Origin of the sequence: Tahibacter sp., assembly GCF_032229445.1 — a bacterium.
Lineage (GTDB): Bacteria > Pseudomonadota > Gammaproteobacteria > Xanthomonadales > Rhodanobacteraceae > Tahibacter.
This window is the reverse complement of the sequence record NZ_JAVTWC010000087.1, coordinates 15,771-29,450: the sequence shown is the minus strand read 5'-3', so window position 1 is coordinate 29,450 and position 13,680 is coordinate 15,771. Positions and strand designations below refer to the sequence as shown.

10 protein-coding genes are annotated in these 13,680 nt (G+C 64.4%); 9 read left to right on the top strand and 1 reads right to left on the bottom strand.

What is annotated here, in order from left to right; translation table 11 throughout:
• Positions 1-3: 3 nt before the first annotated feature.
• Entirely contained in the window at positions 4-765 is a 762-nt protein-coding gene (locus RUU78_RS15160; RefSeq protein ID WP_313918046.1) for a metallophosphoesterase, read from the bottom strand.
• A 437-nt stretch (positions 766-1,202) separates the two neighbouring features.
• Here RUU78_RS15160 and fabD point away from each other — a divergent pair, with 437 nt between their 5' ends.
• The 9 genes from fabD to RUU78_RS15115 all read left to right on the top strand — a co-directional run bounded on the left by fabD (position 1,203) and on the right by RUU78_RS15115 (position 13,673).
• A complete protein-coding gene (fabD, locus tag RUU78_RS15155; protein WP_313918044.1) occupies positions 1,203-2,063 on the top strand; it encodes an ACP S-malonyltransferase in 861 nt (286 codons plus the stop codon).
• Between the two features lie 72 nt (positions 2,064-2,135).
• On the top strand, positions 2,136-2,588 hold the full coding sequence (locus tag RUU78_RS15150; RefSeq protein WP_313918042.1) for a PspC domain-containing protein: 453 nt from the start codon (positions 2,136-2,138) through the stop codon (positions 2,586-2,588).
• Positions 2,589-2,642: 54 nt separating this feature from the next.
• Complete coding sequence (locus tag RUU78_RS15145; protein WP_313918040.1) at positions 2,643-4,073, top strand: PfaD family polyunsaturated fatty acid/polyketide biosynthesis protein; 1,431 nt, start codon at positions 2,643-2,645, stop codon at positions 4,071-4,073.
• Positions 4,074-4,075: 2 nt separating this feature from the next.
• A complete protein-coding gene (locus tag RUU78_RS15140; protein ID WP_313918038.1) occupies positions 4,076-4,324 on the top strand; it encodes an acyl carrier protein in 249 nt (82 codons plus the stop codon).
• A 38-nt stretch (positions 4,325-4,362) separates the two neighbouring features.
• On the top strand, positions 4,363-5,625 hold the full coding sequence (locus RUU78_RS15135) for a hydroxymethylglutaryl-CoA synthase (protein ID WP_313918036.1): 1,263 nt from the start codon (positions 4,363-4,365) through the stop codon (positions 5,623-5,625).
• Positions 5,622-6,392 (top strand): enoyl-CoA hydratase/isomerase, encoded by a 771-nt coding sequence (locus RUU78_RS15130; protein ID WP_313918035.1) that lies wholly within the window; start codon positions 5,622-5,624, stop codon positions 6,390-6,392. Before RUU78_RS15135 ends, RUU78_RS15130 begins: the two co-directional genes overlap by 4 nt.
• A gap of 37 nt (positions 6,393-6,429) precedes the next feature.
• Positions 6,430-11,913: a non-ribosomal peptide synthetase gene (locus RUU78_RS15125; RefSeq protein WP_313918033.1), complete on the top strand. Its 5,484-nt coding sequence runs from the start codon at positions 6,430-6,432 to the stop codon at positions 11,911-11,913.
• A gap of 60 nt (positions 11,914-11,973) precedes the next feature.
• The gene (locus tag RUU78_RS15120; RefSeq protein WP_313918031.1) at positions 11,974-12,873 is read left to right on the top strand and encodes an ABC transporter ATP-binding protein; all 900 of its coding nucleotides are present in this window, start codon (positions 11,974-11,976) and stop codon (positions 12,871-12,873) included.
• On the top strand, positions 12,870-13,673 hold the full coding sequence (locus RUU78_RS15115) for an ABC transporter permease (RefSeq protein ID WP_313918030.1): 804 nt from the start codon (positions 12,870-12,872) through the stop codon (positions 13,671-13,673). Before RUU78_RS15120 ends, RUU78_RS15115 begins: the two co-directional genes overlap by 4 nt.
• The last annotated feature ends 7 nt before the right edge of the window (positions 13,674-13,680 follow it).

Genomic DNA, 13,680 nt, shown 5'->3' with positions numbered 1-13,680 from the left:
CAGTCAGCCGTCCAGGATCGCCGTCAGGCGCTTTGCCGTAATGCGATCTTCGTGGGGGTAGCCGAAGGCGTTGTTGATATAGATGACGCCGTCGATCAGTCGTTGGCGATTGATGTGGCTGTGTCCGTAGACGTGCATCTGCGACTTCAGGCGGCGCAACTGCGTGTCTATGTGAGTCGACCCCAGCACCGGGAACAGCATGCGGTGCTCGGCGGGAAGCGAACTCGGCAGAAGGTCGATCCGCGGCACGAAGTGTGAAAACGTGACCACGCGCTCGATGCCCTCTGGCACCCAGGTCTGGTTCAACGCGCCGAAATGAAGACTGATTTCCTGCGCGTGAAATCCGTCGGGCCAGCGGCACGCGACAAAGTCCATCCAGGCGGCGCGCAAGGTGTCGCTGGGCGTGCCGAACGTATAGTCGTACCAGCTGAACAGGGGCACGATGTACAACAAGTCGCGGCGGAACGGCTGCATCGACACGCCGGCGTCTTCGGCAACGACGGCAACTTCGCGGAACTTGTCGAAGGAGGTCTTGCCCGGCGTGTCGCGCAGTACCCACAGGTCGTGGTTGCCGGGCACGAACAGGACCTGACCGAAGCATCGCGCGAACTGGTGCAGGCACCAGCTCAGCGTGGACAGCTGGTCGCTGACATCTCCCGCGAGGATCAGAACGTCGTCGCGGTATTCGACGGTCGAAAGATTCTCCACCCAGCGCGCATTGCTGTCGTAATCGACGTGTATATCGGAAAGAGCGAATACGCGCATCGCGGACAGCAGTCACAAGGCCGGCATGGAACACCGAGTCTATCAAGCTGTCGCGAGCCCGCGGACGTTGAGGTCGCGATTCGTGCGCCCGCCGTGTGTCCAGTCGCGTTTGCGCGGTCGGGTGTTGCGCTGAGGTGACACAGGCCGGTAAGCCCGGCACTTCCGACGCGCGAACGTTGCGTACCCGGAGACTGATTCACGGTGCGGAAAATAGGGGCAACCGCAGGTTTCTGGACATTGCGATACTCGTCGGGACGGTGATAGAGTCATCGAGCCGCGATCGACGACACGTCGCTTGCGAAGTGACGGTGCCGGGGGGCGCTTCGTCAATCTGCAACATCTGTGTGAGCTGGCAGTTCCTGCATGCATCCTGATCATGGACGAGATCCGGTAGCGAGCAGGATGTCGTCGCGGGAAAGTTAGCTAGGGGGTAGTCGATGGTTGCGTTTGTTTTTCCCGGCCAGGGATCGCAGAAGCGTGGCATGGGAGAGGATCTTTTCGATCTCAAGGAATATACGGCGGCCGAGCGGGAAATCGACGAACTCGTCGGTTATTCGATGCGCCGACTGTGCAAGGAAGACCCGCAAGACCAGCTGAAAGATACGCGCTACACGCAGCCGAGCCTGTACGTCGTCAACGCGCTCTACCTGTTGAAGCACACGCTCGCTTTCGGAAGTCCGACTCACGCTGCCGGCCACAGCCTCGGCGAATACAACGCGCTGCTCGCTGCGGGCGTATTCGATTTCATGACCGGCCTGCGCCTCGTCAAGAAGCGCGGCGAACTCATGGCCCAGGCCAAGAGCGGCGGCATGGGCGCGGTGATCGGCCTCAGTCGTGCAGCGATCGAGACCGTCATCCAGAGCAACGGCCTCAGCGGCGTGGACGTCGCCAATTTCAATTCGCCTTCGCAGACCGTGATTTCCGGACCCGTCGCCGAACTCACGCGTGCTGGCCAATTGCTCGAACAGGCGGGTGCGAGAATGTACATGCCGCTGCAGGTCAGCGCGGCTTTCCATTCGCGCTACATGGCGGAATACGCCGACGAGTTCGCCCGCTTCCTGCAGCCATTCACATTCGCCGCGCCGAAGATTCCGGTCGTGTCGAACGTCACCGCGCAGCCGTATCCAGCCGATGGCGAAGCCATCAAGTCGTTGCTCGTGCGCCAGATCACGCAGTCCGTGCAGTGGACCCAGAGCGTGCGCTATCTGCTCGCGCAGGACGTCACGGATTTCAAGGAAACCGGGCCAGGCAACGTGCTGACGCGGCTGATCCAGCAGATCCGGCAGGAAAACGACTGACGGAAATCGACGCGCGCCGCTGCTGAAAGTGCACGACAGAGGGGTTGCAGCTCCATGAAGGCGATAGTGACGTTGAACCTGTGCGGCACCGAGTTTCAGCTCGAGGACGACGCGGCTGCCAAGCTGCGGCGCTACATCGCCGCCTTTGAAGCCGCCTTTCCCGATTCGCGCCGTGTCGCGCAGCGCGAAGAACTCGACCGGATGCTGAAGGAAAGGCTCGCGTCCCGCCTCAAGCGCAACAAGACGACGCTCGTGGAAGCGGACATCGAAGCCGTCCTGATCGAGTTGCCGGCCGTCGGTACGCCGATGCCCGCAAAACGGCGGCTTTTCCGTATCCGGCAAGGCCGCGACATCGCCGGCGTGTGCCTCGGCGTCGCCGCCTATTCCCAGCTCGACGTCGGCCTCGTACGCTCGATATTCGTGCTGGCGGCGGGCGTCTCCATCATCTTTTATCTGATAGCAATGTTTGTCGTGCCGGTCGTGGAAACGGTCGAACAGGCGAAACTTGCTTCGGCGTCGTCGTAGGCGATGCCGGTGCACCCGATTCATCTGACGCCGGCCGCCGCCACCGAATGCGCGATGCCGACAATCACCGCCGATGCGCTCGGCGATGCACAGTTCAAGTCCGACTACGGCCTGCGCTACGCCTATCTGGCCGGCGCCATGTACAAAGGCATTTCCTCCGTCGAGCTGGTCGTGGCGCTCGGCCGCGCTGGCATGCTGGGCTATCTCGGCACCGGCGGAATGGCGTTCGATCTGCTCGAGTCGAGCATCCGGAGCATCCAGCAGCAGCTGCCGAACGGCGAACCCTACGGCATGAATCTGCTGTGCAACCTGGATCGGCCCGAGGTCGAGGAGTCGACGGTCGACCTGTATCTCAAGTACGGCATCCGGTTCGCCGAGGCCGCGGCGTTCATTCGCGTCACTCCGAGCCTCGTGCGTTATCGGCTGCACGGCATCACGCGCAATGCCCGTGGCGAGATCGAGTCGCCCCGGCGCATCCTGGCGAAGGTCTCGCGTCCGGAAGTCGCCGGCGCGTTCATGCAGCCGCCGCCGGAAGACATCGTGCGCGCGCTTCTGCTCGCGGGCCGCATCACGGCGGACGAAGCGGAGCTGAGCCGCGGCATTCCGATGGCGGAGGATATCTGCGTCGAGTCGGACTCGGGCGGGCACACCGACCAGGGCGTGGCATTCGCCTTGCTGCCCGCGATGTTCGCGCAGCGCGATGCGATGATGGCCACCTACAAGTACAGCCGGCGTATCCGCGTCGGTGCTGCCGGCGGTATCGGCACGCCGCACGCCGTGGCAGCAGCGTTCGTCATGGGCGCGGATTTCGTCATGACCGGTTCGGTCAACCAGTGCACGCAGGAAGCGGGTACCAGCACTGCGGTGAAGGACATCCTGCAGGAACTCAATGTCCAGGACACCGCCTACGCGCCGGCTGGCGACATGTTCGAGATCGGTGCGCGCGTGCAGGTCGCGCGCCGCGGACTGTTCTTTCCGGCACGGGCCAACAAGCTGTACGAGCTCTACCAGCGTTTCGGTTCGATCGAGGAGATCGACGAGCGCACGCGCCAGCAGATCCAGGAGAAATACTTTCAGCGATCCTTCGATGAGGTGTGGAACGAGACACGCTCGTACTACCTCCGCGCGGCGCCGGAACGGCTGCAGGAAATCGAACGAAATCCGAAGCAGAAGATGGCGCTGATCTTCAAGTGGTATTTCGTCCACACCACGCGACTCGCGATGCAGGGCGTGCCGAATCGCCAGGTGGACTACCAGATTCACAGCGGCCCGGCGCTAGGCGCGTTCAACCAGTGGGCGAAGAACACGCCGCTCGAGTCCTGGCGCAACCGGTATGTCGCCGATATCGGCAAGCGCCTGATGCATGGCGCGGCAGAACTGCTGAACCAGCGCTTCGCCGCATTGCTGCGTCCCGCGCGCGCGCGCGCCGGCGGTGCCGATGCAGAACCGTTCCATGTCGCGGATATGTCCGCACTGTCGAGATGACCATGAACAAGCAACGCATCATTGAGATCGTCGGCGCGCATGCCGCGGAAGTGCTGCCAAACCTCGCAGACCATCGGTTCGCGGACGACGACCGGCTGCAGGACCTCGGCGCCAATTCAGTGGATCGCGCCGAGATACTGAACATGGTGCTGGATTCGCTTTCGCTGGCGATTCCTAGAGTGGAACTTTTCGGCCCCCGCAACATCGGGGAGCTGGCCGATCTGCTGCTGCGCAAGCTGCAGTCGGCGTAATCGACGGTCGGGATCGACCAAGGGCAGGGGAGGATTGCATGCAGGTCGGAATCGAAGCGATGAACGTCTTCGGGGGCACGGCGTTTCTCGACGTCGGCAGGCTCGCCGAGCATCGGCGGCTGGACACCACCCGATTCGAAAATCTGTTGATGAAGGAGAAGACCGTAGCGCTGCCGTGCGAGGACGCCATCACCTTCGGCGTCAACGCGGCACGGCCCATCGTCGATGCGCTCAGCGACGCCGAGCGCGACCGCATCGAACTCCTGATCACCTGTTCGGAATCCGGCATCGACTTCGGAAAGTCGATGAGCACCTACATCCACCACTATCTCAAGCTCAATCGCAACTGCCGCCTGTTCGAGATCAAGCAAGCCTGCTACTCGGGTACGGCTGGCTTTCAGATGGCCGTGAGTTTCATCCTGTCGCAAGCATCGCCGGGGGCCAAGGCGCTGGTCGTGGCGACCGACATCTCGCGCATGATCGCGGTGAGCGGCGGTGAAGCGCTGACGGAGGACTGGTCGTTCGCCGAACCCAGTTCCGGCGCGGGGGCCGTCGCCATGCTGGTGGGCGAGGAGCCCGAGGTGTTCCAGGTGGATGTCGGCGCCAACGGCTACTACGGCTACGAGGTGATGGACACCTGCCGCCCGGTCGCCGACAGCGAGGCCGGCGATGCCGACCTGTCGCTGCTGTCGTACCTGGACTGCTGCGAAAACGCATTCCTGGAATATCGCCGCCGTGTGCGCGATGCCCATTATCGCGAGTCGTTCCAATACCTCACGTTCCACACGCCGTTCGGCGGCATGGTCAAGGGCGCACACCGGACCATGATGCGCAAGATGGCCGGCGCGACGCCGCGCGAGATCGAGGACGATTTCCAGCAACGCGTGACACCGGGCATGTCGTACTGCCAGCGCGTCGGCAACATCATGGGCGGAACCGTGTTCATGTCGCTCGCGGGCACCATCGATCGCGGCGACTACACCGATGGCCCGCGCCGCATCGGCTGCTTTTCGTACGGGTCCGGCTGCTGCTCGGAGTTCTACAGCGGCGTCGTGACGCGCGAAGGGCAGGAGAAGCAGCGCCAGTTCAACATCGTGGGCGAGCTCGATCGGCGCTGGACGATGTCGATGCAGGAATACGACGCGATGCTGCGCGACAACGAAGTGGTCCGGTTCGGCACGCGCAATGTTTCCTTGCAGCAGCATTGGGATCTGGTCGCGAGCAAGCGAACCTCCGAACGGCCGCATCTGTATCTGCGCCAGATTCGGGAATTCCACCGCGAATATGAGTGGACGGAGTGAACTACGAGACCTTGCAGGTTCGTCTGCAGGATTCGATCTGCTTCGTGCAGTTCGACCGTCCGCAGGCGAACAATACGATCAACCAGCGCCTCGTGGAGGAATGCCACCAGGTACTGGACGCCTGCGAGAACTCCGCCACGGTGATCGTATTCAGCGGCAATGCGGAGGTGTTCTGCTTCGGCGCCGACTTCCAGGGCATACGTGATCGCTCCGTAAATCCGGCCGGCGCCGCGGACGAGGGCGGTCCGGACCGGCTCTACGATCTGTGGCTGCGCATGGCGAACGGACCCTTCGTCACCGTCGCGCATGTGCGCGGCAAGGTGAATGCGGGTGGCGTGGGTTTCGTGGCGGCGGCCGACATCGCGCTGGCCGACGAAAGCGCGAAGTTCAGCTTGTCCGAACTGCTGTTCGGGATGATCCCTGCCTGCGTGCTGCCGTTCCTGGTCCGGCGTATCGGTTTCCAGCGGGCACACTACCTCACCTTGATGACCCAGCCGATCGGCGTCGAGCAAGCGCACGCATGGGGGCTGGTAGACGCCTGGGAAGCGCAGAGCGAAACGCTGCTGCGCAAACATCTGCTGCGATTGCGCCGGCTGTCCGCCACGGCCCTCGGACGCTACAAGCGCTACGTCAATGAGATCGTCCCGGCGCTGCATTCATGCCGCCAGGCGGCGCTGTCGACCAACACTGAAGTGTTTTCCGACCCGCGGAACATCCAGGACATCGTGCGTTACGTCGAGACGGGGGCATTCCCATGGGAAGCCTGATCGCCACGGCCGGGACGGTTTGCGGAGTGCGGCCCACATGAGCGGTGAATCGTCCATCGACGATCTGATCCACGAACTGCGTCAGCGCGACGTGCGTTTGCGGGTGGACAAGGACGAGCTGAGCGTCGATGCGCCCAAGGGCGTGCTGATGCAGGAAGACGTGCGGCGGCTACGCGCGCACAAGGAACAGATCCTCACGTTCCTGCGCGACGTGGCGGACCATTTCGAGCCGCCGCCACTGCAGCCGTGGCCGAAGGCCGATCGCATACCGTTGTCGTTCGCGCAGCAGCGCCTGTGGATCGTCGACCAGCTGTCCGGCCCGCAGGGCACGGCGCGCGCCATGCGCTACCACCTGCCGCAGGCACTGCGTCTGCACGGCCCGCTCGATCTCGATGTTCTGCAACGCGTGCTGGACGAACTCGTCGCCCGGCACGAAGTGCTGCGTACGCGAATCGGGACCGTTGATGGCGTGCCGGTCCAGTCGATCGCTGCGGACGCGACATTCCTGCTGCATCGCTTCGACCTTCGCGCTCACCCTGCCGACGACCGGGAGGCCGAAATGTACCGGCTCCTCGAGTACGGCATGCAGGAGCCGTTCGATCTGGCGTCGGGACCCATGATCCGCGGCTTCCTGCTGCGCATGGCCGACGATGACCACGTCCTGTTCATTGCGATGCATCACATCGCCTCCGACGGCTGGTCGTTGCAGATTCTCTGGCGCGAAATCTGCGCGCTGTACGACGGGTTCCGCCGGGGTGAGGCGAATCCGCTGCCGGCGGTCGAGATCCAGTATGCAGACTATGCGCAATGGGAGCGCAGCTGGCTGCAGGGCAGCGTGCTCGATGCCCACCTGGACTACTGGAAGCGCCAGCTGTCCGGCGTCGCCGGCCTTGAGCTGCCGCGCGACCATGCGTTGCCCCCGGTACCGAGCTTCAAGGGTGCGACCCAGACCTTCGCCATGCCGAAAGACGTCGCCGCGGGCGTGCGCGCGCTGTCGTCCAGCTCGGCGTGCTCGCTGTTCATGACGATGTTCGCGCTTTTCCACGTGCTGCTGTCCCGGCTCAGCGGCCAGCGCGATTTTGCCGTGGTCACGCCGGTCGCCGGGCGCAGCCATCGCGGCACCGAATCGCTGGTCGGTCTGTGCGTGAACAGCCTCGCCCTGCGCGTGTCGACCGAGCCGGGCATCTCGTTCCGCCGCATGCTCGCAAAGACGAAGCGTGTCGTGCTCGACGCCTTCAAGCACCAGGACCTGCCGTTCGAACAGCTGATCGCCTGGATCCGCTCGGAGCGTGATGCGGCCCTCGGCGGTGTCTCGTTCACGATGAACAGCATCTCGCGTGGTCAGTTGCAGCCAGAGGGCCTGCAGGTGGAGCCGGTGCTGCTGCCGTGGTCCACGGCCAAGAGTGAGCTCACGCTGGGCGTGCATGAGTCGCAGGACGAACTGTACGGTGTCTTCGAGTATTCCTGCGATTCGTTCGAAGCGCGCACGGTGGAACAGCTGGAGCGGCGCTTCGTGCGCATCGCGCAGCAGATCGTGGCGAATCCGGACATTGCGCTCGACGATATCGACGTCGCACTGGAAGACGAGCCGGCGGCCGTGCAGTACCGCTATTCGGCGCGCTACCTCGACGACCGCGCGTACTGGCTGGCCGATCGCTGCGATGGAGAGCCGGTAAGCCTGTCGACGGGCGCCACCCGTCAGGCCGAGGCCGGATATCTTTGTGCCGAACTCGTACTCGATGGCAAGTCGGCCCGCGCGCTCGGTCGGGCGAGTGCGACGTACAAGACTTCACTGCCGCAGTTGCTGCTGGCGGGCACGGCGCTCTATCTGCACAAGGCAAGCGGCGCCGAGCCGCTGCGCTTCGGCCTTGCCACGGATGATGGCGGCGACGCGCTGCCGGTCGAGTTCGCCATCGATGCCACCGTGAACCTGCGCGAGTTCGCGCAGATGGTCAGCGACCGCTGCGCGGCTACCTTGAAGCACGGTGACTGCGGCAGCGAGAACATTCGCCAGCTGCGCGGTGGCGACGACGGATGGCGCTGCCTCACGGTCGTCGGCGTGACAGAGCGCGGCCGCGACACGGTGGCCATGTCGACGGGCACCGCAGCAGTGCAGGGGGCCGAGCTTCGGGTTCAGATTTTCGTCGATGCCGGAGTCCGGATCGAATTGCGGGCCGATGGACGACTGTTCGAGCAGTGGGAGCTCGGCGCGCATCTCGATGCATTGCGCGCCCTGCTGGCGCAGATGGCGGCGCCCAAAGCCGCACGAGCCAGCGTGCAATCGACGGCCCTGCTCAGCGGCGACGCGCGTGCGGCCATGCTGGCGCGTTGCACTGGCGAGCGTACCGGTGCGCCTGGTGACGCGCTGATCCACGAGCTGTTCGAAGCGCGGGCAAAGCAGCAGCCGCAAGCGCTTGCCGTGCTGCACGGCACGGTGGAAGTCAGCTACAGCGAACTCAATGCGCGAGCGAACCGTCTCGCGAACCACCTGAGGGCGCTCGATGTCGGACCCGGAAAGCTCGTCGTGGTCTGTCTCGAGCGCAGCGCGGATCTGATTGCGGCATTGCTCGCGGTGCTCAAGAGCGGGGCTGCTTACGCGCCGGTGGATCCGGCCACTGCCGCGGAGCGGCTGCACTACGCCATCGCCGACACGCAGGCCGCGGCGATCATCACGCAATCGCGACTCGTGCATCTGCTGCCGGACACCCGCGCGAGCGTCGTCGTGGTCGACAGCGACGCGAACACGATCGCGCAGCGTTCTGCCGCCTACCGGCGTCGCCCGGCGGCTCGTCCGGCGTCGACGCTGGCCTACATCATCTACACGTCGGGTTCGACTGGCGAGCCGAAAGGCGTCATGGTCGAACACGGCAATCTGATCAACCATGCGCGCTGGATGCAGCGGGAGTTCGGCCTCTCGGGCGACGATCGCGCGCTGCAGTTCGCGTCGATCAGCTTCGACGCATCGGCGGAGGAAATCTATCCGACGCTGCTGGCAGGTGCTGCGGTGGTGATCCGGCAGGCGGCCGTGCCGGGCGCGCAGGAACTCGTGCAGTGCATCGTGGCTCAGGGCATCACCCTGCTGAACCTGCCGACCGCCTATTGGCATGTGCTGGTCGAGGCGCTGGCCGGCGAGCGTGTCGATACCGGGCGCCTGCGGCTGATCATCGTGGGAGGCGAACGTGTCTCCCTCGAATCGCTGCTGCGCTGGCGGGCTATCGCCGGTGACGGGATCGAGTGGGTGAACACCTATGGGCCGACCGAGGCGACGATTACAAGTACACTTTATCGCGCGCCGCGCGATTGCAGCGGGTTGACCGGTGTGCCGATCGGCCGCCCGATCGACAATGCCGACACCTACGTGCTGGACCGCAGCGGGCAACCGGTTCCGGTTGGCGTGATCGGCGAGCTGTGCATCGGCGGGGCCGGCGTCGCCAGCGGATACTGGCGGCGCGACGATCTCACGGCGGAGCGGTTCGTGGCCGATCCGTTCACGACGTTCGAGGCGGCGCGGATGTACCGTTCCGGCGACCTCGTGCGCTGGCTGCCGGACGGCAACATCGCCTACGTCGGACGCAACGACGACCAGCTGAAGCTGCGTGGTTTCCGCATCGAGCCGGGTGAGATCGAGATGCAGCTGCGCGCCTGTCCGCACGTGCGCGAAGCGACCGTACTGCTGCGCGAGGACGTGCCCGGCGACAAGCGCCTGGTTGCCTATATCGGTTGCGTGAGGCCACCGGCGACCCTGGTGGCCGACGTTCGCGAGCGGCTCGAGAAGGTGCTGCCCGAATACATGGTGCCCAGCGCCTTCGTCGTGCTCGACGCGCTGCCGATGACCTTGAACGGCAAGCTCGATCGCCGGGCACTGCCGGCACCCGAGGCGAACACATCCGACGCGCAGGCGTACGAGGAGCCGAAGGGCGCGATCGAGCAGGTTCTGGCGCAGATCTGGCGCGACGTGCTGCACGCGGAGCGCGTCGGCCGGCACGACAACTTTTTCGACCTCGGCGGCAGTTCGATCAGCGCGATCCAGGTGATCGGCCGCGCGAACCAGGCTGGCCTGAAGCTCAACCTCAACGCCATCTTCGAAGACCAGTCGATCGCCCAACTAGCCGCTTTCATCGAGCGCACTGGCGCGGCGTCCGGCAATCTCACCGCGAAGCGTCCGCGTGCTGCGATGCAGGCGCCCGAGCGTGGCAGTATCGAGGGAGGCGTTCCATTCACGCCCATCCAGATACAGGTATTGCACCAGGGCGAGGACGCAGTGAGGTACATGACCGCCTCGCGCGTGCTGAGCTGCCGGCGCACGCTGGCGCCGGACCTGCTGGAGGCGGCGCTGCGAAAACTCATCATCTATCACGACGCCTTGCGCCTGTGCATCACACGCGATGAGTCCGGGGAATGGAGTCAGGCCATCGCGCCGGCGGCGCGGGTCGGCGAGTACTCCGTGCTCGAATGCGAGACGGTTGCGTCGCGGGAAGGCATCGCGTCGGTACTGAACGCCGCGCTCGAGCGTGCGGCCGGACGCATCGACTCTCACGTCGGCTCGCTGCTGCAGGCGTCGCTGGTTTCCGTCGGAGAGGATGCGGCGGACGGCCAGGCGCTGGTCCTGGCCGCACATCACTTCGCGATGGACCCGGTCTCGTGGGAGATCCTCGTGCAGGATCTGCAGACCATCTACGATCAGCTTGAGGCGGGCATGCCGGCCCGTCTGCCGGTGAAGGGCGCTTCGTTCCGTGACTGGAGCGCGAGCATCACCGCCTACGCGAACGGTTCTGAAGCCCGTCCCGAGCTGGACTACTGGCGTGCTTCGTCGTGGGCGAGCCGGTCCGAGCTGCCGACCGAGGTAGACGCCGCTGACGAGGACGCGGAGTCCCTCTGTGTCACCGTGGGACTCGATGCCGCGCAGACGCGCGCGCTGCTGTCCGACGTGCCACGCGTCCACGGTGCCCACGTCAACGAGGTGCTGCTCGCCGCGGTCGCGCGTGCGCTGCACCGGCGGTTCGACCGTACGCAGTTCGCGCTGGGCATGTATCACCACGGACGAGCTGCCGCCATCGGCAATCTCGACCTGTCGCGGACGATCGGCTGGTTCACGGCGCCGGTGCCGCTGCTGCTGGACGTCGAGCCGGGCGCGACGATGCACCCCTCGTTGTCACACGTAAAAGCTATTTTGCGCGCAATGCCGCACGAAGGAGTCGGCTACGGCATCCTGCGCCATCTTCGTTCCGACGCCGATATGCTGCCCGTTGCCGAGATCGATGTTCTGCTCAATCACCAGGGAACAGTGGCTGGCGACGCGCCGGGTGGGCTGTTCACAGCGCACTTCGACGAACGCGAATATGCGGAGCTTTTGCCCAAGTTCAAACTGCCCTGGAAGCTCGCTATATTGAGCAACATCGCCGACGGTTGCCTGCGTGCAAATTTTGTCAGCAGCCGATATTCTCGCCAGACGCTTCAGGCAATCGCCGACGCATTCGAAGATGCGCTACGCGAGCTGTGCGATCCACTTCGAACTCACTGAGACCCGCAGGCACGAACGGCGGCGGGATAGGCGTCCATCATTGAAAGCAGGCGATGCGAAATGGCGAGCGACGATTTAGTGGAAATGAAAGGCGTCTACAAGAGCTTTGGGGAAACCAAAGCCCTGGACGGCTTCGACATGACCGTGCGCCCAGGCGAGCTGCTGGCCCTGCTCGGCGAGAACGGCGCGGGTAAGACCACGGCGATTTCGCTGATGCTGGGCCTTGAGCCGGCCGATGCAGGACAGATCCGCCTGTTCGGTGAACGTCCCGGTTCGATGAATGTGCGTCGCCGCATCGGCGTGATGATGCAGGAAGTGTTCATGGCGCCGGAATTGCTGGTGCACGAACACCTTTCGCTGTTCGCGAGCTACTACCCGAACGGGTACAGCGCTGATGAAATACTCGAATTCACCAATACCACCGCACTGCGCAGCCGGAAATTCGGCGTGCTCTCCGGTGGACAGAAGCGTCAGATCCAATTCGCCATCGCGCTCTGCGGCCGCCCGAAACTGCTGTTTCTCGATGAGCCGACCGTCGGACTCGACGTGCAGGCACGCAAGGACCTGTGGGCGACGCTGCGCCGACTGATCCAGCAGGGCTGCTCGATCCTTCTGACCACGCACTATCTCGAAGAAGCCGAGGCGCTGGCCGATCGCATCGTCGTGCTGGCGAAGGGGCGGGTGGTGAGCACGGGCACCGTCAAGGAAGTCACGCAGACGATTTCAACTCGCCGGATTAGCTGCGTAAGCCAGCTGACGCCCGAGGAAGTGAGTACCTGGCCCGCTGTCTCAAGCGCCGTCATCGAAGACGGAAAGCTCGTGCTGGCGGTCGGTCATTCCGAACTCGAGGCCACGGTGCGCCGGCTGCTTGCGGCCGACTCCACGCTCGTCGACCTGCAGGTCAGCCAGGCTGGACTGGCTGACGCCTTCCTCAAGATCACCCAGGAGAGCCGTCAATGAATTCCAACGCGGCCGCCGTAGCGCCAAGCAGCCTCGGCAGTGTTCACATGTCGAATTTTCAGGTGCTTCGCATCTACTACCTCGAGGCGAAATTCGAGTTCATCCGCTCGTTGCGCAATCCCGGCTTCGGCATGCCGTTCCTGATCATGCCGGTGGGTCTGTTCCTGCTGTTCATCACGCTCTCGCCGCTGCCGGAGAATGCGACGACTGCACAGCGCATGTACCTGTTCACCGGCATGGCGATCATGGGCATCATGGGACCCGGCATGTTCGGCTTCGGCGCGATCCTGGCCGGCGAGCGGCAGTTCAAGTTGCTGCAGCTCAAGCAGGCCCTGCCCATGCCTGCCGGTGCGCATCTGATCGGCAAGTTCGCCGTGGCGCTTATCTACGCGGCCGCAACGATCGTCTCGATGATCGTCGCTGCCGAGCTGCTGGACCGCATCTCCCTGACCTTGACCCAATCCTTGCTCGTCGGCTTGACGCTGCTGCTCGGCGTGCTGCCGTTCTGTGCGATCGGCTTCTACATCGGCTCACGCACGTCGGCGCATCTGGCCGCCGGCGTCACCACCGTCGTCTACATGCCGCAGCTCTATCTGTCCGGACTGTTCTTCCCGATGCCGCCGTCGATTTCCTGGCTCGCGCTGTTCATGCCGCCGTTCTACCTGAACCAGCTGACGCTCGCCGCCGGTGGCGCCGAGCACATTTTCATCGGCAACGGCTTCGTGCATGTCGTAGTCCTCGCGGCAGTGACGTTCCTTCTTGCGTGGTCGACCGTGCGAAAATTGGCGCGCAGCGGCTGAAGCCGCG